This window comes from Oceaniglobus indicus (assembly GCF_002751875.1).
Classification (GTDB): Bacteria; Pseudomonadota; Alphaproteobacteria; order Rhodobacterales; family Rhodobacteraceae; genus Oceaniglobus; species Oceaniglobus indicus.
Map to the genome: position 1 here is coordinate 180,480 of NZ_NMZM01000002.1, position 25,319 is coordinate 205,798.

At 66.9% G+C, this 25,319-nt stretch carries 25 protein-coding genes; 6 read left to right on the forward strand and 19 right to left on the reverse strand.

All coding sequences use genetic code 11. The annotated features are described in order from the left end of the window. Window positions 1–3 precede the first annotated feature (3 nt). Together CFP68_RS03395 and CFP68_RS03400 are read right to left on the reverse strand one after the other, a co-directional pair. Window positions 4–1,200, reverse strand: coding sequence for a biopolymer transporter ExbB (locus tag CFP68_RS03395; RefSeq protein ID WP_099824550.1), 1,197 nt, complete (start codon window positions 1,198–1,200; stop codon window positions 4–6). 72 nt (window positions 1,201–1,272) lie between these two features. Beyond that, on the reverse strand, window positions 1,273–1,818 hold the full coding sequence (locus CFP68_RS03400) for a gamma-glutamylcyclotransferase (RefSeq protein WP_099824552.1): 546 nt from the start codon (window positions 1,816–1,818) through the stop codon (window positions 1,273–1,275). 64 nt (window positions 1,819–1,882) lie between these two features. Between CFP68_RS03400 and CFP68_RS03405 the strand changes: the two genes are divergently transcribed. Beyond that, window positions 1,883–2,878: a DUF2125 domain-containing protein gene (locus CFP68_RS03405; protein ID WP_099824555.1), complete on the forward strand. Its 996-nt coding sequence runs from the start codon at window positions 1,883–1,885 to the stop codon at window positions 2,876–2,878. Then, window positions 2,878–4,089: a winged helix-turn-helix domain-containing protein gene (locus CFP68_RS03410; protein ID WP_099824558.1), complete on the forward strand. Its 1,212-nt coding sequence runs from the start codon at window positions 2,878–2,880 to the stop codon at window positions 4,087–4,089. The genes CFP68_RS03405 and CFP68_RS03410 overlap by 1 nt, the downstream gene beginning before the upstream one ends. 48 nt (window positions 4,090–4,137) lie before the next feature. On the opposite strand, the gene CFP68_RS03415 is transcribed toward CFP68_RS03410, so the two are convergent. Genes CFP68_RS03415 through hisC form a run of 3 tightly spaced genes read right to left on the reverse strand, consistent with a single transcriptional unit; the run spans window position 4,138 to window position 6,962 of the window. After that, a complete protein-coding gene (locus CFP68_RS03415; protein ID WP_099824562.1) occupies window positions 4,138–4,959 on the reverse strand; it encodes an extensin-like domain-containing protein in 822 nt (273 codons plus the stop codon). Beyond that, entirely contained in the window at window positions 4,960–5,877 is a 918-nt protein-coding gene (locus CFP68_RS03420; protein ID WP_099824564.1) for a prephenate/arogenate dehydrogenase family protein, read from the reverse strand. It lies immediately after the preceding gene. Beyond that, window positions 5,874–6,962 carry a histidinol-phosphate transaminase gene (gene hisC / locus CFP68_RS03425; RefSeq protein WP_099824566.1) on the reverse strand — a complete coding sequence of 363 codons (1,089 nt, stop codon included), beginning with the start codon at window positions 6,960–6,962 and terminating at the stop codon, window positions 5,874–5,876. The genes CFP68_RS03420 and hisC overlap by 4 nt, the downstream gene beginning before the upstream one ends. A gap of 184 nt (window positions 6,963–7,146) precedes the next feature. On the opposite strand from hisC, the gene CFP68_RS03430 reads away from it, so the two are divergent. Next, a complete protein-coding gene (locus tag CFP68_RS03430) occupies window positions 7,147–7,416 on the forward strand; it encodes a DksA/TraR family C4-type zinc finger protein (protein WP_099824569.1) in 270 nt (89 codons plus the stop codon). A gap of 224 nt (window positions 7,417–7,640) precedes the next feature. Here the strand turns inward: CFP68_RS03430 and CFP68_RS17795 are convergent, their stop codons facing one another. The 4 genes from CFP68_RS17795 to CFP68_RS03445 all read right to left on the reverse strand — a co-directional run bounded on the left by CFP68_RS17795 (window position 7,641) and on the right by CFP68_RS03445 (window position 11,358). After that, window positions 7,641–7,943 carry a hypothetical protein gene (locus tag CFP68_RS17795; RefSeq protein WP_145953389.1) on the reverse strand — a complete coding sequence of 101 codons (303 nt, stop codon included), beginning with the start codon at window positions 7,941–7,943 and terminating at the stop codon, window positions 7,641–7,643. A gap of 349 nt (window positions 7,944–8,292) precedes the next feature. After that, window positions 8,293–8,913 carry a 30S ribosomal protein S4 gene (rpsD, locus tag CFP68_RS03435; RefSeq protein WP_099824571.1) on the reverse strand — a complete coding sequence of 207 codons (621 nt, stop codon included), beginning with the start codon at window positions 8,911–8,913 and terminating at the stop codon, window positions 8,293–8,295. A 215-nt stretch (window positions 8,914–9,128) separates the two neighbouring features. Next, a complete protein-coding gene (locus CFP68_RS03440) occupies window positions 9,129–10,247 on the reverse strand; it encodes a Hint domain-containing protein (protein ID WP_099824573.1) in 1,119 nt (372 codons plus the stop codon). Window positions 10,248–10,431: 184 nt separating this feature from the next. Beyond that, window positions 10,432–11,358, reverse strand: a complete 927-nt coding sequence (locus tag CFP68_RS03445; protein WP_099824576.1) for a LysR family transcriptional regulator — start codon at window positions 11,356–11,358, stop codon at window positions 10,432–10,434. 163 nt (window positions 11,359–11,521) lie between these two features. On the opposite strand from CFP68_RS03445, the gene aroC reads away from it, so the two are divergent. Further along, complete coding sequence (aroC, locus tag CFP68_RS03450) at window positions 11,522–12,625, forward strand: chorismate synthase (protein WP_099824578.1); 1,104 nt, start codon at window positions 11,522–11,524, stop codon at window positions 12,623–12,625. 44 nt (window positions 12,626–12,669) lie between these two features. Here the strand turns inward: aroC and CFP68_RS03455 are convergent, their stop codons facing one another. From CFP68_RS03455 to CFP68_RS03500, 10 genes are all read right to left on the reverse strand, one after another. Continuing rightward, a complete protein-coding gene (locus tag CFP68_RS03455) occupies window positions 12,670–13,050 on the reverse strand; it encodes a PRC-barrel domain-containing protein (protein ID WP_099824580.1) in 381 nt (126 codons plus the stop codon). A gap of 118 nt (window positions 13,051–13,168) precedes the next feature. Continuing rightward, a complete protein-coding gene (locus CFP68_RS03460; protein ID WP_099824582.1) occupies window positions 13,169–14,071 on the reverse strand; it encodes a DMT family transporter in 903 nt (300 codons plus the stop codon). 72 nt (window positions 14,072–14,143) lie between these two features. Continuing rightward, a complete protein-coding gene (locus tag CFP68_RS03465; protein WP_099824584.1) occupies window positions 14,144–14,578 on the reverse strand; it encodes a MarR family winged helix-turn-helix transcriptional regulator in 435 nt (144 codons plus the stop codon). Window positions 14,579–14,594: 16 nt separating this feature from the next. Next, a complete protein-coding gene (locus CFP68_RS03470) occupies window positions 14,595–15,182 on the reverse strand; it encodes an amino acid synthesis family protein (RefSeq protein ID WP_099824587.1) in 588 nt (195 codons plus the stop codon). A gap of 35 nt (window positions 15,183–15,217) precedes the next feature. Beyond that, a complete protein-coding gene (locus CFP68_RS03475) occupies window positions 15,218–15,802 on the reverse strand; it encodes an amino acid synthesis family protein (RefSeq protein ID WP_099824589.1) in 585 nt (194 codons plus the stop codon). Continuing rightward, the gene (locus CFP68_RS03480; protein ID WP_099824591.1) at window positions 15,795–16,616 is read right to left on the reverse strand and encodes a UPF0280 family protein; all 822 of its coding nucleotides are present in this window, start codon (window positions 16,614–16,616) and stop codon (window positions 15,795–15,797) included. The genes CFP68_RS03475 and CFP68_RS03480 overlap by 8 nt, the downstream gene beginning before the upstream one ends. Next, window positions 16,613–18,031 (reverse strand): 6-hydroxynicotinate reductase, encoded by a 1,419-nt coding sequence (locus CFP68_RS03485; RefSeq protein ID WP_099824593.1) that lies wholly within the window; start codon window positions 18,029–18,031, stop codon window positions 16,613–16,615. Before CFP68_RS03485 ends, CFP68_RS03480 begins: the two co-directional genes overlap by 4 nt. Then, complete coding sequence (locus CFP68_RS03490; protein WP_099824595.1) at window positions 18,024–20,756, reverse strand: molybdopterin-dependent oxidoreductase; 2,733 nt, start codon at window positions 20,754–20,756, stop codon at window positions 18,024–18,026. Before CFP68_RS03490 ends, CFP68_RS03485 begins: the two co-directional genes overlap by 8 nt. Continuing rightward, window positions 20,749–21,588, reverse strand: coding sequence for an FAD binding domain-containing protein (locus tag CFP68_RS03495; RefSeq protein ID WP_099824597.1), 840 nt, complete (start codon window positions 21,586–21,588; stop codon window positions 20,749–20,751). Before CFP68_RS03495 ends, CFP68_RS03490 begins: the two co-directional genes overlap by 8 nt. 78 nt (window positions 21,589–21,666) lie before the next feature. After that, on the reverse strand, window positions 21,667–22,443 hold the full coding sequence (locus CFP68_RS03500) for a copper chaperone PCu(A)C (RefSeq protein WP_099824599.1): 777 nt from the start codon (window positions 22,441–22,443) through the stop codon (window positions 21,667–21,669). 34 nt (window positions 22,444–22,477) lie between these two features. On the opposite strand from CFP68_RS03500, the gene CFP68_RS03505 reads away from it, so the two are divergent. Next, a complete protein-coding gene (locus CFP68_RS03505; RefSeq protein WP_241523939.1) occupies window positions 22,478–23,905 on the forward strand; it encodes a hypothetical protein in 1,428 nt (475 codons plus the stop codon). A 101-nt stretch (window positions 23,906–24,006) separates the two neighbouring features. Further along, entirely contained in the window at window positions 24,007–25,302 is a 1,296-nt protein-coding gene (locus CFP68_RS03510) for an ABC transporter substrate-binding protein (protein ID WP_099824601.1), read from the forward strand. Window positions 25,303–25,319: the final 17 nt, after the last annotated feature.

Here is a 25,319-nt window from a genome sequence, read left to right on the forward strand (position 1 = left end):
GGATCAGCCCCGCCCGCTGTCCACGCGCGGCGCGTCGCGCGCGCCCTGCCCGCGGATCGCGCGCACCAGTTGCTTGATGTCTTGGCGCAGTTCGGCCGTGCTTTCCTGGCGTCCCGCGGCGACTTCTTCCAGCAGGCGCAGCAGTTGCACGTCGATCGAACGCAGGCGCATCCGGCTTTCCGCATCCATGGCGCCACCGCCGGAATCGGCCTGCGCCTCCAGCGCTTCGGCCAGCCGCTCCTGGCCCTGCGCGACCCGGTCGAGCGCACCGCGCACCGATCCGTCCTCGGCCATCCGGCGGGTCATCGCATCGACCGAGCTGACGAGATCGCCCAAACGCTCCTCGACCAGGGTGCGGCCCACCTCGGAATCCGCGAACAACTGGGTCAGCTCGTCCATCTGGCGCGACATGTGTTCCATGACGCCGGTGACCATCGCCGCATCGCCGTGCCCCTCGCTGCCGGTGGCAATGCCAAGCCGGGTGAACGACGACAGCCATTCCTCAAGTTCGCGATAGAACCGGTTCTGTCCATGGCTCGCGAACAGTTCCAGCAAGCCGACGACCAGCGACCCGGCCAAGCCCAACAGCGATGACGAAAACGCCACCCCCATGCCGCCCAGCTGGGCCTCAAGCCCCGACATCAGGCGCGCGAACACCTGCATGCCGTCTTCACCGTTCTGCGGCGCAAGCCCCCGGATCGTTTCGACAATGGCCGGAACGGTGGTGGCCAGGCCATAGAACGTGCCGAGCAGCCCGAGAAAGATCAGCAGGTTTACGATATAACGCGTGATATCGCGCGCCTCGTCGATCCGCGTCGCAACCGAATCCTGGATCGAGCGTGACGACGAATCCGAGATCTGCACCTGCCGCCCGCGCGAGCGCAACAGCGCGGCCAGGGGGGCCAGAAGCCGCGGCGCGTTGACGAATTCGTGACCGGGGTTTCCGGCCACGAAGCCTTCGATCCAGCCGACCGATTGCCACAGCTGATAGACCTGCCAGAAACACGCGATCACTCCGAAGATGAACACGATGGCGATGAACCCGTTCAGCCAGGGGTTGGCCAGGAAAACCGGTGCCACGCGCGGAAACGCGATATAGGCACCCACCGCGACAAGGGCGACCACCACCAGCATCGTAAGGATCTGGCGCACGGGCTGGGTGAAATGGGCGTCGGACTGAAGGTCCGCTCGGCGCTCCATCAGTGTATCCTCGCATGAATGTCGCAGCGCAGCATACCGGCATTGCCCGGCGAGTCCAACGGGCGGCGCGATTTACCCATGGGTGAGGATTTCGCGCACCCGCGCGTCCAGCCAATCCAGATCACGGTCGGGAATCCCGGTCTCATGCAGATGCGCCACCGTGTTGAACAGATAGTCGGCGTTGGCCCCGCGATCGCCCACGGCCCGCGCAATGATGCGGGCCTGCTCCTCCAGCGCAAGGTTGCCGCAATACTGATCGTGGCCCGTGTCGACGACATAGGCGACAGCCCGCACATCACGCCCATCGCTCAGCGACAGTGCCAGCACACGTTCGACATAGGCCGACGAGATCAGCTCACGCGCGCGCAACGCCTCGAGCGTGTCGTCCTCGGCCCCCGGTGCGACCCGCAAGCCGAGACCACAGCACGACGCCCCCGGCTCCGGGTCCAGCGCCAGCACCAGGCCGGGGTCGGCCACGGTTCCCCGATGATGGATCGAGCGCATGCAGAAACTGCGCGCATGGTCGGGCAAGATGCCGATCACGCGTTCGGCCACCGGAAACTCGGGGTTCCACAGAAGCGATCCGTATCCGAACACCCACATCGGGGGCTGAGCCATGGTGCTGGTCCTCTTGGTTTCGCCCCTGTAAACACCACGACACGGATCAGCGAAAGGGTGCAGGATGCGGAAACTTCTGGCGGTGATCCTGATCGCGGCACTGGCATGGGGCGGCTATTGGTTCGTGGGCTCCTCGGCCGTCGAAAAAGGCATGAAACGCTGGTTTGCCGCACAACGGGAGCGGGGCTGGACGGCCACGTATTCCGACCTCTCGACCACCGGCTTTCCCAACCGGTTCGACACCACGATCACCGACCTCGACCTCTACGATCCGGTTACCGGGTTCGGCTGGCGCGCGCCGTTCTTCCAGATCTTCGCGCTCAGCTATCGACCGAACCAGATCATCACGGCCTTCGCCAACGATCAGACGGTTCAAACGCCTGCGGAAAGCATCGCGCTGGCCAGCACGCGGATGAGGGCCTCGGCGACATTCGCGCTGGACACGGGCCTGGCCCTTGATCATTCGACGCTGATTGCCGACGGCGTGACCCTGACCGGCGAAACCGGCTGGCGCGTCTCGGCCGACCAGATCCGCGCCGCCACCCGTCCCGCCGTGGGTCTGCAACACGGCCACGATCTGGACATCGTCGCGGTCGAACTGGCGCCGGGGCCCGCGCTGCGCGCGGCAATCGACGCCGGCGGATCCCTGCCGCCAACGCTCGGCACCGTGAAACTGGACGCGAGCCTGGGCTTCGACGCGCCGTGGGACCGTTTCGCCCTCGGCAATGCCCGTCCGCGCCTGACCACGGTTGATCTGACCGAAGCGCGCATTGTCTGGGGGCCGCTGGATCTGCGCGCGTCGGGCGATGTTGCGGTCGGCGCCGACGGCCTGCCCGACGGCCGCATCACGGTGACGGCAACCGGCTGGCGACGGATGATCGACATGGCCGTGGGTGCCGGCCTGATCCCCGCTGCGGCAACCGATACGGTGACGCGTGTCCTGACGATGCTGGCGCAATCGACGGACGATGGCGAAACGCTGGACCTGCCGCTCAGCTTTTCGGACGGGCGCATGGCCCTCGGCCCTGTCGATCTGGGGCCGGCGCCGCGCCTGCGCTGATGGCGAACCCGCGGATCGCCAATGTCACGGCCCGGCGCCTGTTCCTCGACCGGCACGCCCTGCTCGAGCCGCCAACCGGTCCCGCCCGTGGCGCCGATCTTCTGGCCCTGATCCACCGGCTGGGGTTCGTCCAGATCGACAGCGTGTCCACCGTCGAACGGGCCCATCACATGATCCTGCACGCGCGGCGCACGGCCTATCGACCGGCGATGCTGGCGCCGTTGCTGGAACGTGACCGCACGCTGTTCGAACACTGGACTCACGATGCCTCGGCCATCCCGATGGCGTTCCTGCCCCATTGGCGGCTGGCCTTCGCCCACCACGCCGAACACCTGCAACAGCGTTGGAAGACCTGGCGGAGGGCCGGGTATCAGAATGAATTCGGCCCGGTCATGGCAAGGATCGCGCGCGACGGCCCCTGCCGGTCGGATGATTTCGCCGACCGCGCCAGCGGCAAGACCGGCGACGGGTGGTGGGATTGGCACCCCTCGAAGACCGCGTTGGAATACCTCTGGCGTACCGGCGATCTGGCCGTTTCCCGGCGCGAAGGCTTCCGCAAGGTCTATGATCTGGCGGCGAACGTCTATCCTGCCTGCGCTGCCCCCCTGGACGTGGCCGAAACCATCGACTGGGCCTGCACCGCCGCGCTGGACCGGCTGGGGTTTGCCACATCGGGCGAGTTGGCGGCGTTCTTCGCCGTGATCAGCCCGGCCGACGCAAGGCACTGGTGCGCAACGGCCCTGTCCGACGGCACCATCGAAGCCATCGAGGTGCAATCGGCCGACGGCACGTGGCGGCGCCATTTCGCCCGGCCCGGCACCGCCCAGACCGCCGCAACCCTGCCTGCCCCTCCGCACATGATCCGCGTCCTCAGCCCGTTCGATCCTGCCCTGCGCGACCGCAAACGCGCCTTGCGCCTGTTCGGCTTTCATTACCGGATCGAGATCTTCACCCCCGCCGCGAAACGCAAATACGGCTATTACGTCTTTCCGATCCTCGAAGGCGACCGCCTGATCGGCCGCATCGACATGACGGCAGACCGACCCGATTCCACGCTGAACGTCGCGGCACTCTGGCCCGAACCCGGCGTGCGCTTCGGCGCGGGTCGCATTGCCCGTCTCACCGCCGCGCTGAACCGCACGGCCCGCTTCGCCGGCTTGACGGGCATCGCGTGGGCCAACGACTGGCTCAGACCCCCGACTTCTTACTGACCGAAATACTCCCGCCGGAGGCTCCGGCCCCCACCACGCACGCCGACGCTATTTGCAATAGGATCCGCTGCGATAGCGCGCCGTGTCGAAATGGAAGTGATCCTGATGATATCGGTCCGCATTCGGCCCCAGGACGGTGCCGAACGGCCCACAGGCCGCACGGTGCATGGTCTTCATCATGCCCGCCTGCGCCGGATCGCGCCATCCCTTCAGCACGCTCAGCGACGCGCCGTTCTTCAGAACGATGGACGATATGTCGACCGCCCGCCCCTTGCCGTGCTCGGAAATCCGGGCGCCGCGCTTGTTGTTGCGGGCGCGGCAGGAATAATGCGCGGCCACCTTCAGTGACGCGACACCGCCGCCCAGCCGTCCGATCACCGGCTTCACGCCGCGCTCGACCCAGGTTTTCAGCGCCTTGGCCGTGGTGCAATCCATCGTCGCCCCGGTGGACAGCGCCACTCCGGCGATCGCCGTCACCTGCACGGGGGCTTCCACACCGCAGCCCCGGATGCGCCCGGCGATCCGCGACATGCGCACGCCCTGGATGTCCGGGTCGCCGCAGAGCGCCCCGCGCGATCCCGTCGCAGGCGGCATCCGGCGAAATCCGGCGGCGGCGACGATGGACCGGCGCTTCAGATTCTCGGGGCGCACCTGGGGGCGCGGCGAACGCGGCACCACGCCGGCCACCGCCGCCAGAACGACGGGCGCCATGCCTTCGCCGACTTGCCCGCCCACCCCGAGAGGTGCCGCGCGGCTGACGACGTCGCCATCCCGGTGCTGGGGCCGCGGCGAAGACGTCGGCGCATCCGCCCGCCCCGTTTCCGCGACCAATGCGGCGCACACCAAGGCAAGGGCGTAGACATGTTTCATTCAGGGCTTCCCACCGCGTCCGAAGTCGGCGGCAGATGTATCCTGCCCCGCCTCGATGATACCGCGCCGGATTGCACGGGTCCGGGTAAAGTAGTCGAAAAGATGGTCGCCGTCACCCTTGCGGATCGCCCGCTGCAACGCGAACAATTCCTCGGTGAACCGCCCGAGGATTTCCAGGGTCGCGTCCCTGTTGTTCAGGAACACGTCACGCCACATGGTCGGGTCGGACGCCGCGATGCGGGTGAAATCGCGAAACCCGGCGGCGGAATATTTGATCACCTCGCTGTCGGTCACCCGGCCCAGGTCATCGGCAACACCGACCATGGTATAGGCGATCAGGTGCGGCGCGTGGGACGTCACGGCCAACACGAGGTCATGGTGTTCGGCGTCCATGACATCGACGTTGGCGCCCATCCCCTGCCAAAGCGCGCGCAACCGGCCAAGAGCGGCATCGTCGGTGCCTTCGACCGGCACAAGCAGGCACCAGCGGTTGTCGAACAGTTCGGCGAACCCGGATCGGGGGCCGGAATGTTCGGTGCCCGCCAGGGGATGCGCCGGGATGAAATGCACGGTGTCGGGCAGATGCGGCGCGACGGCGGCAATCACCCCGGCCTTGACCGACCCCACGTCGGTCACCGTGGCACCGGGTGCCAGATGCGGCGCCATTTCGGCCGCGACGGCGCCCATTGCCCCCACCGGCACGCACAACACCACCAGGTCGGCGTTCGCCACGGCCTCGGCCACGGTATCGACCACCCGGTCGCACAGCCCGATTTCGGCGGCGATGGTGCGGGTTTCGGCCGAGCGGGCGGTGCCGACGATCTCGCCGGCCAGACCGGCGCGGCGCATGGCCAGCGCCATGGAACCGGCAATCAAGCCAAGCCCGATCAGGGCCACCCGGTCATAGGTCACGCTCATCCCTCGGGATCCTTGAAGCGGGAAATGGCGTGGACCACGCGGCGGCACGACGCTTCGTCGCCCACGGTGATCCGCAGGCAGTTGGGCAGTTTGTAGCCGCCCATCTTGCGCACGATCAGACCGTCGCGGCGCAGGTGCGCCTCGCAGGCGTCGGCTTGCGGCGCATCATCGAACCGCGCCAGCACGAAGTTGGCGCAGGATGTGTCCGACGGCACCCCCAGTTCGGCCAGCGCCTTGGCCATCCAGCCGCGCATCCGGCTGTTTTCGGCGCGGCAGCGTTCGACATATTCGCGATCGCGCAAGGCCGCCTCGGCCGCCGCCATCTGCAACTCCGACAGGTTGAACGGCCCGCGCACCCGGTTCAGCGCGTCGATGACGTGGTCGGGCCCATAGCCCCAGCCGATGCGCAAGCCCCCCAGCCCGTAGAGCTTGGAAAACGTGCGTGTCATGAAGACATTGTCGCGCTTGTCGACCAGTTTCGCGCCGCCATCGAAATCGGCGACGTATTCCGCATAGGCGCCATCCAGCACCAGCAGCACATGATCCGGCAGTTCGGCCGCCAGGCGCCCCACCTCGTTCGAACCGATCATCGTGCCCGTGGGGTTGCCGGGGTTGGTCACGAAGACCAGCCGCGTGCGGAAATTGCAGGCCTCGAGAATCGCGTCGACATCGACCTTGCGTTCGTGTTCGCGCACTTCGATCGGGGCGGCGCCCGCGGCCAGGGCGCTGATGCGATACATGCCGAAGCCGTGTTCGGTGTGGATCACCTCGACTCCCGGTCCGCCGTAGGCCTGGCACAGCAGGGTGATGATTTCGTCGCTGCCATTGCCGCAGATGATGCGCGCGGGATCCAGGCCGTGGACGTCGGCGATGGCATTGCGCAGCGAATCGTGGCTGGTGTTCGGATACCGGTGGATATTGTGCAGCGACCGGCGGATCGCCTCCTTGCTGGCCTCGGACGGGCCGAACGGGTTCTCGTTGCTCGACAGTTTCACGACATCGCGCGCGCCCGCGATACCGGCGTCACCGCCCACGTAGGGCGCAATTTCCAGAACGCCGGGCTTCGGCTGAATGGCATGTGTCATGGCGGCAATTCCCCTTCGGGGCGGTTCTAGCGACGGGCGTCGGCCAAGACCAGAAGCATGTTGCCAATTCGGCACAGGCCGGAATTTCGTCGCGGGGTGCGGTTTTCGGGTCACGCGGCCGCGCATCTTGAAGCGGCCCCTCGCGATGACCACCTTGTTTGCAGGGCGAATCGGAGGTGTGGACATGGCCGGAGGCTGGAGCCGCGACGGCGCGGTGAACGAACAGATCGAAGCATCCATCGCGGATGAGTTGCAGCGCATGCAGGCGCGGCGCGGTGTCGCACGCCCCTCGCGCACCCATTGCGCCGATTGCGAGGAACCGATTCCCGAAGCCCGCCGCATCGCCAGCCCCGGCGTGACGCTGTGCATTGATTGCCAGACCGAACGCGACGGCCAGGCGGTCCGACGCGGCGGCATCAACCGGCGTGGATCGAAGGATTCGCAACTGAAGTAGCGACCGAATGGCGGCGGGCCAGGGCAGTTGCAATTGGTGCGACAGAATCTGCGCGCGCGAAAAATTGCCGTTCGCCTTACCCTGGTTCAGTCCGGTCACGACCGTTAGCGGTCGTTCATTCAAGTTGCGGCGAAGGGTCGGAACGAGCCGACTTCAATCACGATCAATGTCACGTCAAAGTGTCGCCTGCATGACCGGAAATTGCGATTTAAGGCAGGTGCGGTCTAGTGATTATGGTCGCATTTTGTATCAACCTTGGACATGCGCCAGGTGATCATGGAAAGCAGGCAAGCTCGACCTGGGTCTTGAGCATCGCGAATTCGGCTCATCATCGTTGCCCAGTCTTCTTCGGGTGCTCTGTTTGTAAAATCAGCGACAGCCATCCGGGCAAAGGCGGCATGATCCATACCTTCGGCTTCGGCGGCTTTACCCAAGGCATCCCAAATCTCTGGCTCGGCGGGTGCCAGCCAGTCTTTAATCCCATCGCCGGATTTGCGCGCGGCGCTCAGAACTTCACCTAGCATCATGACTTTATCTCCACCCGACTGGCATGTTGGAATTAGAAAGACATGATGGCGTCAAGCAGCACTGTCAATTCCAAACGCGACCGCGTTGGTGTCGCAACCCTGACAGCAGTCTGGCGGTTCCGGACCTGTTCTGGCCTTTCGCTATCATTCACGAAGGTCTGCCTTGTCCGCGCAGCCGACCTCGGCACCTGGTGCAGCGACGCGCGCTTCCCGCCGCTCCATGACATCGGATGGCGTTGTCCCATCGCTCCATCAGGGATGAGAGCCGTCATTCGCCCTATCACCCTGCCAACGAAAAAGGCCGCCGCATCCAACGATGCGACGGCCCTGATGCGACATTCCGGAACGATCAGTTCTGGGCGTAGTATTCGATGACCAGGTTCGGCTCCATCTGCACGGGATAGGGCACATCGCCCAGGGTCGGGGTGCGGGTGAAGGTGGCGGTCATCTTGTTGTGGTCGACCTCGACATAGTCGGGCACGTCACGTTCGGGAAGCTGCACGGCCTCCAGGACGCTGACCAGCTGCTTCGACTTCTGGCGCACCTCGACCACGTCGCCTTCCTTCACGCGGTAGGACGGGATGTTGACGCGCTGGCCGTTCACCGTGACGTGGCCGTGGTTCACGAACTGGCGGGCGGCGAAAACGGTCGGCACGAACTTGGCGCGGTAGACGACGGCGTCCAGGCGGCGCTCGAGCAGGCCGATCAGGTTCTCGCCGGTGTCACCCTTCACGCGGGCGGCTTCGGCGAAGATGCGCTTGAACTGCTTTTCGGTCAGGTCGCCGTAATAGCCCTTGAGCTTCTGCTTGGCGCGCAGCTGCAGGCCGAAGTCCGAAACCTTGCCCTTGCGGCGCTGGCCGTGCTGGCCCGGGCCGTATTCGCGGCGGTTGACCGGCGACTTGGGGCGGCCCCAGATGTTTTCGCCCATGCGGCGGTCGATCTTGTACTTGGCAGATGTGCGTTTCGTCACGTCTGATATCCTTCGTCTATGCGCCACCCGAAGCGGGCGACAGGGAAGGGCGTTGTCCTCTGAACCCCGATTCGACGAACCGGGCTCCGACAGGCGATCCCTTGCGGGAGCCACCAACACCAATGATCATCCGGATGCCACGCAGGCGCAGCACCAGACGAAGGCGCGTCTTATCCGCTGGGCGGGGGAAGTCAAGGGGTGGCGTCCGCAGCGGGTCACGACATGACATGGGCAACCTCACGGACGGCACCGGTGCGACGGTGCGCCATGCCGCGCGCTTCCGACAGCATGACCGCCGCTTCCGCCGCGCTGAGCAGGCGGCGGGCGGCGGCCCCGAAGACCGTCGGATCTTCCGCCAGTTCGGGATCGGTGGCGAACATCGCGGCGCGCTGGTCGTCGGGAATGCTGTCCAGCGCGGTGTGGGCCGGATGGAAGCTTTCGGAGGCAACGCCATTGGCCCACAGCACGTTATGGGCCGGCAACATCAGGTGATGATAGACGACTTCGCGCCGGCCGTGTTCCACGGTGACCGAACGGTCGTTGACCAGGTCGATGGCCGCCACCAGCACTTCGGGTTCGTTGAACAGCGCCTCGGCGGCCGCCCCGCGCACGAGGATGCGGTGTTGCGGCGACACGACCAGATCGGGCGTGGGCACGTTCAGACCCAGCGCATCGGTGCGGATCCGCACCGGACGCAGCGCCGGCAGCGCATGCAGGCGCGCCCCGGTCATCCGCCGATGGCCGGTCCATTGCAGGGGTTGCGCGCCGTTGTCACGGGTGCAGACGGTATCGCCCTGAGTCAGATCCTCGACCCGGCGATCGCCGTCGGGGGTGCGCACCAGGGTGCCCGCCGCGAAACAGATCACGCCCGGCGGCACCGCGGCCGTCCGGGGTGCCACCAGGACCCGTTCACCGGGACAGCGCACCACCCAGAGATCGCGATCGGCTGGCGGCATCTCGCCAAGGAACAACAGCAACGGACGCGCCGTTTCGGCCAGTTCGATAAGCGTTATCGCGTATTCGCGACGGCCTTCGGTCACCACGAAGTGGCGGTCGAACAGCGGCTCGTCCGCGAAACCGCGAACATCCGGCCGCAGGGGCTGTATCGCGTGCCCCACCATGCGCCGTGCGGCACGCGCTGCGCGCTGCCGCAATTCACCGTCACCCAAGGGCCCTTCCAGAATCAGAAGATCGTTCGCGCCATCGACACGCACCGGGCTGCCGCTCCAGCGCCAGCTGGCACCGACCTCGAGCGCGCCCACCGGCGCCCCCGGCAAACCATCCACTTCCGTCTGAGACCAAGGGACAACGAACGTGCCTGAATAGCCCGCCATCCTGCTTGTTCCTGCTCTCGTTTCTTATTGTTTTCAGGATACGCACAGCGTCCGCCCGATCCAAGTCATTGTCCGCAAAGGAACCGGGTTGCGCGCGGCAGGCGTTGCGTGGAACCCACAAAAGCGCGCGCGGGGGGCCTGCCGGCACCGTCGTCGCCACAGTTTCGCCACACTTGCACCCGAATCAGATGCGCCGAGCGAATCCGTCCAACACCATGTCTGACAGCATCCGTGCCGCCGGGGTCAGATCGGTGTCGCGGCGTTCAAGATAGGAAAACGTCTCGACCGCGATCTTCAGGCGCAGATCAAGCGGCTCGAGCCCGATGCCCGGAAACGCCCGGCAGACCGCCGCGGCAATCGGGGCGATCGCGTCGCTGCGGGCCGTGGCCGCCAGCGTCATCACGAAGGACGAGGTCGACAGGACCCGTTCGGGCAACCCCAACCCCTGGGCCCGCAGTACCGAATCCAGCGTCGTGCGCAGGATCGCGCCCTCGGACGGCACAACCCAGTCGAACGGCATGAGGTCGGCCAACTCGAGATTGCGCCGTCCGACCAGCGGATGACCCGACCGCACCGCGAAAACGACCGGCTCGTCAGCGATCGGAACCTCGCTCAGCAAGGCCGGGGCCACCGACCCGGGCCTGCGCGCAATGGCGAAATCCAGCGTGCCGTCCAGCAGGTCGGCCACCATCCGGTCGCTGGGGCCGACATCGATGCCGACGTCGACCCGCGGATACGCCGCGCGATAGGCGGTCACCGCCGACAGCACGGCCTCGACCGCCGGGCCGGTGACAGATCCCAGCCGGACACGGCCCGCCGCGCCCTGGCGCAACTCGTCGACCTCGCGGCCGCCCAGTTCGATCTCGTGCAGCATCCGCGCCGCCCGACGGGCCATCGCCGCACCTTCGGGCGTCAGAACGACACCGCGCTGGGTCCGGGTATAGATCGCCACCCCCAGGATGCGCTCAAGCTCGGCCGCCAGCCGGGACGCCGCCGGTTGCGAAATCGCGATGCTGCGGGCGGCGGCGCCCAGGTTGCTCTGCGTCAGCAGAGCCGCCATCAGCCGCAGATGCGACAACTTCAGCCCGCGGCGCAGAAGGTCCGGCGTCATGTCCTGTCCACTCAAAGGGTATCGGCCACAAACCACGCCGGGTGCATCCTGTCACCCCGGTTTCCTGAAAGACCCCGCCGGTGAAGGATGGTCCGGCACTGGTTTGGGCTGGGCATCCCATCGTCGCGGCCATAAACAGGACACCGACAAAACGGAGCGCGCCATGAGCCTGAACACCTTCGGACATCTTTTCCGCGTGACCACCTGGGGCGAAAGCCATGGCCCCGCCCTGGGCTGCACCATCGACGGCTGCCCGCCGGGTGTGCCGGTGGCCGCCGAAGACCTTCAGATATGGCTGGATCGGCGCAAGCCGGGGCAGAACCGCTATACCACCCAGCGCCAGGAGCCGGACGCGGTGGAAATCCTGTCGGGCACCTATGAAGGCGTCACCACCGGAACGCCGATCCAGCTGACGATCCGCAACACCGACCAGCGGTCGAAGGATTACGGCGACATCGCCGAGAAATTCCGCCCCGGCCATGCCGACATCACCTATTGGCAGAAATACGGCATCCGCGATCCGCGCGGCGGCGGCCGGTCCTCGGCCCGCGAAACGGCGGCGCGGGTGGCGGCGGGGGGCGTCGCGCGGGCGGTGCTGGCGCAACTGGTGCCGGACCTGCGGATCACCGGCTACATGGTGCAGATGGGACCGCACGCCATCGACCGCGACCGGTTCGATTGGGACCGGATCGGCGAGAACCCGTTCTGGACGCCCGACGCGCAGGCCGCCGAGGACTGGGCCGGATATCTGGACGGGTTGCGCAAATCCGGCAATTCCTGCGGCGCCGTGATCGAGGTCGTCGCGCGCGGCACGCCGCCGGGCCTTGGCGCCCCGGTCTATGGCAAGCTCGACACCGATCTTGCCGCCGCGATGATGAGCATCAATGCCGTGAAGGGCGTCGAAATCGGTGAAGGGATGGCCGCGGCTGCCCTGACCGGCGAAGACAACGCCGACGAGATCTTCATGGGGAACGACGGTGTGCCGGTGTATTCATCGAACCACGCGGGCGGCATCCTAGGCGGCATTTCAACGGGGCAGGACGTGGTGGTGCGATTCGCGGTCAAGCCGACCTCGTCGATCCTGAAATCCCGCGCCACGATCACCAAATCGGGCAAGCCCGCCGACATCATCACCAAGGGCCGGCACGACCCCTGCGTCGGCATCCGCGCCGTGCCAGTGGGCGAGGCGATGATGGCATGTGTCATCCTCGACCATCTGCTGTTGGATCGGGCGCAGACCGGCGGCGTGCGCGGACCCATCGGATAGGAAACGGCCCCGGCGAACGCCGGGGCCGCATCGTTTCGGTCAGGTCAGATCCAGTAATACGGCATCCCGAAGTGGCTGTAATACCGCTCTTCCCACGCCCGGTCACGGGTCCAGTCGTCGTTGCGGGGGGGCATCCCCTCGAGCTGTTCCTTGGTGATATCGGTGACGAAACCACCTTTTGACGGGTCGTAATCCAGCTTGCCCCACGGTACCGGCACCTCTTCCGCACCAATTCCGAAAAAACCGCCAAAGTTCATGACGGCATAGCCGATGTTGCCCGACTTCTTGTCGATCATCAGGTGGGCGATGTCGCCGACGTGATCGCCGGTCGGGCTATAGACCGCCGTTCCGGTGACGTCGTCGGACGACACCAGATGGCCGCCGGTTTCGGTTTGCGAGTGGTCTGTCTTCAATGCGTCAGTCATCGGAAAACCTCCTCTTCTCGATGTCACCGAGTCAACGGGGATGGCGGCCGAACGTTCCCATCAGGCAGGTGCCATCGGCCGAAAGCGGCCGATCCGAAACGGCGCCGCGCGCGGTGGATCAGCTCGCGCGGGGTGGGTGCGGCGGAACGGCGTTGATACGCCGCGCCTTGGACACCTGCACGGCAAAGATACCGGCCGTGATGATCGCCACGCCGACGATATCCAGCACACCCAGCGCCTCGCCCAGCAGCAGGGCGGCAATGGCCACGCCAAGGAACGGGTTCAGGAAATGGAACGTCGATGCGCGCACCATGCCGATCCGCCCGACCAGCACGAACCACACCAGCGTCGCCGCCAGCCCCGGCACAAGGGTGGTATAGGCAAACGCCAGCACCAGCCGCCAGGACCACGCCACATCGAAGGTTTCCGTCGGGATCGCCACCACCGCCAGACAGACCGACCCCACCAGCATCTGAAGCCCGACCACCATCAACAGGTTGCCCCCCGAAGACGCACCGCGCATCGACAAGGTGGCCACGGTCAGCGCGATGGCCCCGAGGATGCACAGGATCAGGCCCGTCACATCCACGCCGCCGGAAATGCGCGACCCCATGATCAGCACGACGCCGAACATGCCGGCGGCCAACCCGGCCAGCCCCAGTGGCCGCGTCCGTTCGCCCATGAACAGCCAGCCGGCCAGCGCCACCAGCAATGGCAGGGACGACGCGATGATCGCGGCCAGCCCCGCCTCGATCTTCTGCATCGCGACAAAGTTCAGCCCCAGGTACAGCGCGTTCTGGCAGATGCCGAACACCGCCGTCGCCTTCCATTGCGCCCGGCTCAGCCGCCATGTCTGGCCCAGCGCCAGCGCGATGCCGACCCCCAGAAGGCCCGAGATCAGGAACCGCAGGCTGAGCGCCGTCAGGGGCGGCGCGTCCAGCACGATCATCCGTGCGCTGGTAAAGGCCGACGACCACATGACGGCGAACGCCACGCCCAGCGCGATTGCCTTGATGTCCATGATATGGCTCCGCTTCGGGGGTGATGACGTGGCGCCCACACACCGCATTTTCAGGCGGCCGGCAAGGGCGCGTCAGGTCAGCTTGCGCAACAGGGCCAAAAGCTGTGTCCGCTCGGCGGCGTCCAGAGGTGACAGCGTCTCGTCGGTGATGACGTGGCCGGCCTCGTGCAGTTCGGCGATCATTGCGACACTTTCGTCGGTCAGCGATATCAGCGTGCGCCGCCGGTCGCCCGGATAGGGTTTGACGGCGACCAGCCCCTTGGCCTTCAGCCGGTCGATCACCCCCTTGATCGTCGCCACATCCATCGCCACCGCGCGGCCCAGTTCGTTCTGCGACGCGGGGCCGGCCTCGTGCAGGCGGATCAGGGTGGAAAACTGTGTCGGCGTCAGACCGCCGGGCGCCAGCCGCTGAAAGATCGCGGCGTGCCGCTGGCTGACCTGGCGCAGCAGATAGCCGGCCTGATCGTCCAGGACATACCCGTCGCGCGGGGCGCTTTCATCGTTCACGCGCCGGTCCTTGTGCTCATCGCAATCCGTCCCGGCCTTCGGCGTCTTCGTGACTCAGCCCGCCGACACGCGGCAGGGGGCGCCCGCTGTCGGTGACGGCCACCGCGACCATGATTTCATTCGCGCGGGGCGAATCGTTCAGCCGCACCTCGATCCCGTCGAAGTGGCTGCGCACATAGGCCGCGTCCTTGTGGCCCAAAGGCACATCCAGCACCTGGCCCGGTCCGCCCATCTTCTTGGACGACGGCACGAGGGCCGCGCCCTTTTCCACCGCCGCGCGCAGGGGTGCGCCCAGTTTCGGATGCAGGATCGCGGCGGCGTGTTCCAACTCGCCGTTCTCGCCGACCATGGCGGCCTTGCCATAGCTTTGCGCCTGCGCGGGAGCGATGCCCAGCGCGCTCACGCACCGTTCACCCAGCAGCCCGCCCAGTTCGGCCCCGATGTCGATCAGGTCCGACAGGTCGTCGGCATAGGTGCCGGCGAAGGGGTTGGCGATGACGGCGACGGCCACCGCCTTGCGGGTCGGCGGCGCGATCTCGCGCCCCATCTCGATGCGGGTCTCCTCGACCCAGACGGCGATCTTGCGGATATTCGCCTTTGCCATGCTTGCGGCTCCTTCAGTGTTCCTGGCCTGCAACGTCAGCGCTGGCCGTCCTCGCCCTTGATGTCGCGTGCCTCCAGCCCGCCCGACCGGCTGTGCACCCGCGGCCCGGTCGTCATGACCAGGATGAAGGCCAGTTCATCGGCCCGCGGCGCGTCGTTCACCCCCACCTCGATACTGTCGAAATGGCTGCGCACGTAAGAGGCGTTGACATGGGTCACCGGCACGTCCAGGCGCGCCCCGACCCCGCCCACCTTCTTGGTCGACGGCACGATCGCCTTGGTCCCGTCCAGCACCGCGCGCATGGAATATCCACCGGGCGCATGCCACAGCGCGCCATGCTCCAGCTCGCCCGCCGCGCCGACGATGGACCCCTTGCCATAACCTTCGATGGCCTTCGGATCGCCGCCCAGCGCGTTCAGCAGACGGGTCGCCATGTCGACGCCCATGGGCTTGAGATCTTCCATGAACGGCTGAATGTCCGCGACATAGCCGCCGGCGAACGGATTGCGGATCACCGCCATGATCGCCCCGCGCTTCAGCGGCTGGGCCGGGGCGGGGCCGAATTCGTGAAACACCTCTTCGACACTCAGAACGGTCTTGCGGATGACGACCTCAGGCATGGGCGGGCTCCTTTGCTTCGATGTAATGGCTGGCGCCGATCACGCGGCGTTCGCCCTGAAGGCACAGTGCGGCGGCATGGATCAGCCCGGAGCGGCACATGGCGTCACCACGCGCCACGCCCCGCGCCAAAGCTTGCGAGATGTCATCCGGTGTCAGGCCGTGGACCCCGACAACCACGGGACGCGCGCCAAGATCGCTGTCGTCCTTCACGCGGTCGGCCGGGGCGCGCGCGATGCCCGGATGACCGGGCACGTCCACCGCATTGGCAATCAGCGTCGCGGCCACGTCGGCCGCCGACGCCGTCCGGGCCAGAACGGTAACCGAATCGGCGATGCCCATGGACAGGGACCGCCCGCCGCGCCCGCTGGTGGCAATGCCGCGCACCGGATCGGCGTGGCGCACGACGATCCGCCCCGCCGCCATGGCGACGCGAAACACCTCGCCTTCGGTCAGGTACAGCGCAATGTCGCCGCCGTTGTTCACATAGGCCCGCCGCACCCCCGGCACGGCCCGGATCGCGCCCAGCACCGCATCGGCCACCGCGCCCGCAACCGCGGCCATCGGCGTCGCCTGCCCCGGATGGGCCTGCACGGCGGCCCACATGGCGCGCGCCACCGGGCCGCCGGGACAGGGGCCATCCCACTGGCGCAACAGGGCGTAGTCGTCCATCAGACGTTCAAGGATCCCGTCGAAGCGCGCCCGCGCCGCCGCGAATCCCGCCCGGCGCGCCCCGTCGCAGCCGATCACCAGATCGATGGGACCGTGGTGCAGGTGCAGCCGGTCACCGGGCAGAAGGGCGGCCTGAACGCTCACGCGGCGCCGTCCCGGGGCACCCGGCGGATCCCGTCCTTCAGCACGGAATCGACGGGTTGGATCCGCTCCACGTGGCCGCCCATGGCCTTGTAATCCTCGCGCCGCAGGGTGAACTCGATCGGCGCGACAAGGGCCGGTGTCGGCACATAGCCGAAGGCGTTCGTCGGCATGTCCATCACATCGGCCATCACCGTGATCCCGCCGCCGGGCCAGACGTATCCGGCCGCCCCGCCCACGGTCACCTTCGTCAACGTATCCTTGACCGAGCGGGTCAGGCCGACGGGGTTTTCCGTGACCCCGGCGCGCAGCGATCCGCCCGCCCCGCCCATGAACAGCACCGAACACAGCGAGGGCTCGCAGTTGTCGGCGATCCGTTCGGCAATCGCGCGCAGCGCATCGGGGATGTAGGCCACCTGCGGCGCCAGATCATCGTCCAGCGTGAAATAGGCCCATTGTTCGCCGGTGGTCGAAATCATCAGAAGGCGCAGACCCGACCACGCCACCTTGGGATCCACCGCCTTGATGATCGTCAGCGGGTCTTCCACATCGGTGCCGCCCCAGCCGGTGCCGGGACGCGCCACCTGGAAATACCGCCCCGGGGTCGAACGGCGCCCGGTCACCCGGATCCCCGCCGGTTTCATGCCCAACTGCTTGCCCGCCTCGTGTTCGGTCAGCACGCCGGTGATGTGGTCGTCCACCACGATCACCTCGTCGACATGGGGCGCCCATTGCTGTGCGAACATCCCGATGGTGGCCGAACCGCATCCCACGCGCATGAGCTTTTCCGTCTCGCCGTTGATGACCGGCGGCTTTCCGGCCTGCACCACGATCGATGCGCCATCGTCGATCTGCATCTCGACGGGTTCGCGGTTGCACAGCGCCATCAGCGCATCGCAGGTCACGCGACCTTCCTTTTTCGAGCCGCCGGTCAGGTGGTCCACCCCCCCGAGGCTGAGCATCTTGGACCCGTATTCCCCGGTCGTCACATGGCCGATGGGTTCGCCATCGACCCGCACGACCGCGCATTCCTCGCCGATATGACGGTCGGTGTCGATCTTCACCTTGACCCCGCAATACGAGAATATCCCCTCGGTCACGATGGTGATCATGTCCACGTCGTCGATCATCTGCGACACGATGAACGGCGCGGGCTTGTAGTCGGGATATGTCGTGCCCGCCCCGATGGCGGTGACAAAGGGGCGGTCGGCCTTCAGGATGTCGCCGTCCCATTCCTCGGGGCGCTCGGCCCGGTCCAGAAACGGCACGGCGGGCGCGCCGTTCTCGATCACCGTCAGCGGGTCCAGGCGCACCAACTCGCCGCCGTGGTTGGCATAGCGGTCGCAGGCCCCGGATTTCCCGTCCGAGATATAGCACATCACGGGGCAGGCATCGCAGCGGATCTTCTCGTCACTCATGGGTTTTCTCCAGCGCCGCCTTCATGCGCGACGGGGTGACAGGCACCTGCCGGATCCGCACGCCGGTGGCATTGCGGATCGCGTTCAGCAGGGCGGGCGCGGTCGGAATCAGGACATGTTCGCCCAGCCCCTTGGCGCCATATGGGCCGTGCGCATCCGGGTCTTCGACGATCAGGGTTTCGATGGGGGGGATGTCACCGATGGTGGGAATCAGGTAATCGTGCAGGTTTTCTGTCCGGCCGGGCAGATATTCCTCCATCAACGCCATGCCCAGACCCTGGGCGATGCCGCCCTGAACCTGGCCTTCGACCAGCAGCGGGTTGATCGCCTGACCCACGTCATGGGCGGCGGTAAAATGCAGCGGTTTCACGGTGCCAAGCCGCAAATCGACCTCGACCACCGCCAGATGCGCGGCATAGCCGAACTGTGCGTAAGGCACACCCTGTCCGTTTTCATCCAGCGGTTTCGTCGGCGGATCATAGGTTTCGCACGACCTGATGACGTAACCCTCGGCATCGGCCTCGATCCGGTCCAGCGCGATGTCGTGGGTCACGTCGCCCGACGTGACGTGCAGCCCGTCGCGATCCAGCGCGATCTGCGCCGTTTCGGGTGCATTGCACAGCTTCAGGATCGCGGCCCGCATCGCTTCGCCCGACAGTTTCGCGGCGGCCCCGGTGACGAAGGTCTGGCGGCTGGCGCTGGTCTTGCCCGCGTCGGGGGTGACGTCGGTATCGGCGCCGACCAGGTGCAGTTGCGTCACCGGCAACCCCACCGCCTGGGCGAAGATCTGGGCGATCACGGTGTTCGCGCCCTGCCCGATATCCATCGCCCCCTGGTGCAGGGTGATCGTGCCATCCGCTTTGATCCCTGCCTTGATGGTCGACGGGTTCGGCAGGGACGTGTTGCCGCAGCCATACCATCCCCCGGCCAATCCGACCCCGCGCCTGACGGTTTCAGACGCGGCATTGAACGCCGCGCATTCCGCCTTGGCCCTGTCCCACGCCGGACGCAGCGCGTCGAAGCAGGCACCAATACCGACGCCCTGATCGAACACCTGACCACAGACGGTGGGCTGCCCGTTCTGCAAGGCGTTCAGCGCGCGGAACTCCAGCGCATCCATGCCCAGCGCCTCGGCCAGATCGTCGAACAGGCATTCCTGCGCGATGGCCGATTGCGGCACGCCAAAGCCGCGAAACGCGCCCGAGGGCGGGTTGTGGGTGTGAATGCCGCGCGCCTCGGCCCGGTAATCCGCGATGCGGTAGGGACCGGATGCATGGACCGGCACGCGGTTGGCCACCGTCGGCCCCCAGGACGCATAGGCGCCGGTGTTGAAATCGCCATCGAACGCCATGCCGCACAGCGTGCCGTCGCTGGTCGCACCGATCCGCACCCGCAGGTCGGACGGATGGCGCTTGGTCGTGGATTGCATCGATTCGGTGCGCGAATAGGTGATGCGCACGGCTTTGCCGGTCTTCAGCGCACCCAGTGCCAGAAAGGGCTGCACCGACAGATCCAGTTTCGATCCGAAACCGCCGCCCACCGCCGTCGGCACGATCCGCACCCGCGACTTGGGCCAGCCAAGGATGCCGGCAACCCCTTCCTGATCCATTACCGGGGCCTGGGTGCAGGCGTGGATCTCCACACGCTCGCCCACCATCCGCGCGAAGCCCGCTTCGGGCTCGATATAGGCGTGTTCGACGAAACCGCTCCGGAAATGCCCATCAACCACGATGTCGGCGCGCGCCAGCGCCGCTTCGGCGTCGCCGCAGGCCACGAAACCGCCGGTCATCAGGTTCCCATCGCGCCCGACGTGCAGAAGCGGCGCGCCATCGGCCTTGGCGTCGGTCACGTCCAGGACATGATCCAGCGGCGTCCAGGTCACCGGAAAATCCGCCATGTCGAATGCGGCCATGGCGGCGGGCGATCCGATCACCGCCGCCACCGCCTCGCCGCGATAGCGCGTCTCGCGCTCGGCAAAGACGGGTTGATCGACAAAGGCGGGAATCACGCCGAACGCATTGCGCCCCGGCACATCAGCCGCCGTCAGCACGGCCTCGAGCCCCGGCGTATCGGCCACCAGCGCATCCAGATCGCCAAAGGCGAAGGCCGCGCGGGGGTGCGGCGAGCGGACAATGCGCATCACCAGCGCATCCAACGGGGCCACATCGTCGCCGAAGGCCTCGCGCCCTTCGACCTTGGCGGCACCGTCCAGACGGCGGATCGTCTGGCCGACCTGTCCGGCACCCATGGGCCCGGCAGGCAACCCGCGCACCGCGTCGATGATCTTGCGATAGCCGGTGCAGCGGCACAGCACACCGGCCAGCGCATCCGTCACCTGATCCTCGGACGGGCGCGGCACCTCGCGCAGCAGGGCGACGGCCGACACCATCATGCCCGGCGTGCAGATCCCGCATTGCGCCGCCTGATGGTCCTGAAACGATTGGACCAGGGCACGGCCTTCGTCGGTGTCCAGCACCCCGGTCAGCGTATCGACGGCACGCCCCGCCGCCTGTTGCGTCGGCATCAGGCAGGCGCAGACCGGCGCGCCGTCCACCAAAACGGTGCAGGCGCCGCAATCGCCGGCGTTGCAGCCGACCTTGACATCCCGGGCACCCAGCCGTTCGCGCAACGAATAGGACAGGCGTTCGCCCGGTGCCGCATCAACCTCGGCAATGCGCCCGTTCAGGCGCAGGGCGGTCATGGCGGTGTGGGCGGGCTTATCCATGGGCGGCCTTCCGGATCGCGCGGTCGCACAGTTCGGCGACGGCCAGACGGCGGTAATCGGCGCTGCCCCGCACATCGGCGATGGGCGACAGGCCAGACAGGTGTTCGGGCCGGGTCAATGCGCCGTCCAACCCGCCGAGATCCAGACCGACCAACACCGCCTCAAGCTCCGGCAGGCGCTGTGCCACGGGCGAGGCGGCGCCGACGGCGATCCGCGCGCCCGCGATGCGCCCACCGTCGCGCCAGATCACCGTCGACACCATGACGATCGAGATCACAAGGTATTTCCGGCTGCCCAGCTTCAGGAACGCCGATTGCGCGCTTTCGGGCTGCGGCGGAACATGGATCGCCGCGACGATTTCACCGGGACGCAGGGCGGTTCGCCGCACGCCGGTCAGGAATTCGCCCAGCGGCAAATGGCGCGTGCCCTCGCGCGCGGCCAGTTCAACGGTCGCATCCAGCGCCATCAGCGCCGGCACGCCGTCGGCGGCGGGCGATGCGTTGCACAGATTGCCCGCCAGCGTGCCGGTGGTCTGGATCTGCACCGATCCGACCTCGCGCGCCGCCGCCTTCAACCCGTCGAAACAGGGCGGCAGGTCGGCGCGGATCGCCTCGCGCCATGTCACCGCCGCGCCGATCCGCCAGCCGCCATCGTCACGCCGCGTGATGCCGCGCAACTCGGCCACGCGGGTCAGGTCGATGAAATCGGCCGGAGGCGGAGAATCGCCCAGCGCGGGAAACACATCGGTGCCACCGGCGACGATCCGCGCGCCGCCATGGGCCGCGATCGCGCCCAGCGCATCGTGCAAGGTTTGCGGCGCGTGATAGCTCAAGATCGCCTCCCAGGATCATTCGCACACACACAAACTAAAGGGCGTGACGTCCGGTGTGTCAATCTTTCTCTGCGTCCCTCAGCCGACGCGCAACGTGGCGGTCGCGCGCACCGGGGTGTCACCCACCACATAGGCACGGTGATCATTGGTGTTCAGCGTGACCGAGACGGCGTAATCGCCCGGCGCAAGCGCGCCGATTCGCGCGGTGTCGGAATACATCCGCTGCAATTTCAACCCGTTGAGATAGAGGTGCCCGTGGCCATACCCCGGGATATGGCCCAGGTCCGGCGCCGGTTCGGAAAACGTGAAGTTCGACGATGCCACGTGCATCCGCCATCCACCGTCCACCGCCGTCAGGTTCAGCGCGACCTCTGGCGCAGGCTCGCCCGGCCCGGCGCGACAGATCCCGCCCAGCGACATCAGCCCGAACGCCGACGCATCGCCGGGTCGCAAGGCAGGCGCGACACGGGCGCGGGTGGCGACAGCGCCGGCGCCCGCGAAGGTCAGCGTCAGCGGCAGGATCGCGCCTTCGCCCGGGGGTGGCAGGCCGCGCACCAGCAGGTGCGCGCCGTCGGCGGCCAGGCTGGGGCTGGATCCGGCGGGCAGGATCAGATCGCCGTCCGATACGGTTTCCGCCGCGATCCCGTCCAGCGTCGCGCCGATCAGGCGATCCGCCGCGCCCGCGTTCCGCATGGTCACGAAAATGCGCAACTCGTCGGGCGCGCCGGCCACCGGCACCGCCTCGGCCCCGGTCAGGTCGACCGACGCGCGCGCACGGCCCAGGGTCCACAGGCCGACCGCGCCCGCCGCGCCGGCAAGTCCGGTCAGAATCACGGCGCGGCGACGCGAGATCATTGGCAACCCTGCAAAGCTGTGTCTGATATGAAGGATGACCAAACCTTCGCTTCCCGTCAATTCACCCCTGCGCCGCGGTTTTGCCGTCGCGATTGCCGCCGGCCTCGGGGTCGGGCCGGCATCGGCCCACACCGCCCAATCGGGGTTCGTGCTGTTGCTGCCGACCGATGTCTATCTGATCGCCGGAAGCCTTGCGGTGGCGGCGACGGTGATCTTCGTGACGGTATTGCCGGGGGCAACCCTTGCACGGCTGTTCCGGCCAAGGCGGCTGGGATCACTGCCCGATCTGTCGCAACTGCGCGCCGCCACCAGCCTGATCGCGCTGGGCTGTCTGGCGCTGCTGATCGTCGCGGGCCACCTCGGGCCCAGCGATCCGTTGTCAAACCTGCTGCCGCTGGCGATCTGGACGGTCTGGTGGATCTGCCTTGTCGCGGTGCAGGGCGTGTTCGGCGACGTCTGGGCCTGGGTCAATCCGTGGACCGGGTTCCAGCGGCTGGCCAACGGCGGGGGGCAGCCGCCGCTGAAGCTGCCGGCGGCATTGGGCCAGTGGCCCGCCGTCGTCATCTTCGGGCTGGCCATGGGATTCGCGCTGGCCGATCCCGCGCCCGATTCGCCACCCCGGCTTGCCGGGTTCGTTGCCGGCTATGCCCTGTTCACGCTGGCGGGGGTGACCGTGTTCGGGGCGCGCTGGCTGCGTCAGGTCGAGTGTTTCACGATCATGCTGCGCTGGTTCGCCACCCTTGCGCCGCTGCAACTGCGGCGCTGGGCCTCGATCGGCTTTCCCGGCTGGGCCAGCCTGCGCGCGCCGGTGCCGCCCGTCTCTGGCGCGGTGTTCATCATCGTCCTCCTGGCCACGGGCAGCTTTGACGGGCTGAACGAAACGTTCTGGTGGTTCGCGCGCATCGGCATCAACCCGCTGGCTTTTCCCGGCCGTTCCGAGATCATCTGGGACACCACGCTGGGCCTGATCGGCGCGAACGTCCTGCTGGTGGCGGCCTTCTGGGGCTGTGCCGCGCTGGGCGTGCTGCTGGTGCGGGCTTTCGTGGCCGACACGGCGCCCTCCACCACGCTGGCATTCCGCCGCCTGTCGGTGTCGCTGTTGCCCATCGCGCTGGGCTATCACATCGCGCATTTCTTCACCGCGTTCCTGGTCAACGGCCAATATGCCCTGGTCGCGCTGAGCGATCCGCTGGCCAACGGCGCGGACCTGCTGAACCTGGGACAGTTCTATGTGACCACGGGGTTCTTCAACACCCGCGACACGGTGCAGACGATCTTTCGCGTTCAGGCGGGGGCCATCGTGATCGCCCATATTCTGGGCGTCCTGATGGCGCACCGGATCGCCGACGACCTGTTCACCACCCGCCGTGCGGCGCTGTTGGGGCAGATCCCGCTTGCCCTGTTCATGGTCCTCTATACGCTGCTGGGATTGTGGCTTCTGGCCGCGCCGAGGGGCGCATGATCCGCCGGTCGCTGCAACAAAATGCTGGACAGGTCGTTCGTGTGCATACAACCTTGATCCAGTGACAAACGGCCGCAGCGCCGCCACAGGGAGGTTCCACCATGACCCGCAAGACGCTTCTGAAACCCGACTATTCCCGCCGCAAGGCAATCCGCACCATGGGCCTCGGGGCCGGGGCGCTGGCCGCGTCCACCGCGTTGCCGCGATTCGTGCAGGCCCAGAGCGCCGCGCCGATCAAGATCGGGTTCCAGGTGCACCGCACCGGCATTGGCGCCTCCTATGGCCGCTGGTATGACCGCACGACCACCGCCGTGGTCAAGCGGATCAACGACGCCGGCGGGATCAACGGCCGCCCGATCGAGATCATCGCCGAGGATGACGGCACCGACGCCAAGCGCGGCGCCGAGGTGATCGAGAAGTTCGCGACCCAGTCAAAATGCGACATCGCCTTCGGCACGCTGTTTTCCCATGTCGTGATCGGATCGGCCCCCCGCGCGGGCGAGCTGAAGCTGCCGTATTTCGTGGTTTCCGAAGGGCACCACGTCGCGTCGGGCATGCTGAACCGATACACCCTGCAACCCGGCATCACCGACGTGAAAAGCCAGGTGCAGGCGATGGCGCCCTATGTCGCCAACAACCTGGGCAAGAAGGTCACGATGATCTATGCGGACTTCGCGTTCGGCCATGATCACCGCGACTATTTCTCGGCCGCGGTCGAGGCGCAGGGCGGCGAAGTCGTGGCAAAGATCGCCATTCCGCCCACCGAGACGAGTTTCACCAAGTATTTCCCCCAGATCCCCCGCGAAACCGAGGTGGTGTATCACGTCATGGTCGGCCCCGCCGTTCTGACGTTCGTCAAGGAAATGGGTGAATTCTTCGGCCCCTCCAGCCCGGAAATCTTCGGCTTCATCGATTCGCTGGAAGCGGTGGACATCGCGTCGCCGGGGCTGGAATTTCTCGAAGGCAGCTATTTCTGGGAAGGCATGCCGCGCTATGCGCAGGCCGATCAGACGGATTACGAAAAGGAATACCGTGACGCGGTCGGCGTCGATGCCAACGGGGCATCGGTCACCGATTCCAAGGACGTGTCGACCTATGCCCATATGTTCGGCTGCTGGGAGACGATGAACATCATCAAGGCGGGCATGGAAGCCTGCGATTACCAGGGGCCCGAGCAGCGGCAGGCGCTGATCGAGGCGGTCGAGGCGATGTCAGACATGCCCGCGGGCATCGACCATCCCCAGGGACCGAAACGGTTCAACGGCAAGACACACCAGACATTCGGCGTGCAGTATATTTCCAAGGTCGAGGGCGGAAAGATGAACGTGGTCCACACCACGTCGATCGAAGACACCCTGTATCCCGACGAAGTCGACTATACGACGCAATCGTTCTGACCCCCCTGCACCGCCGG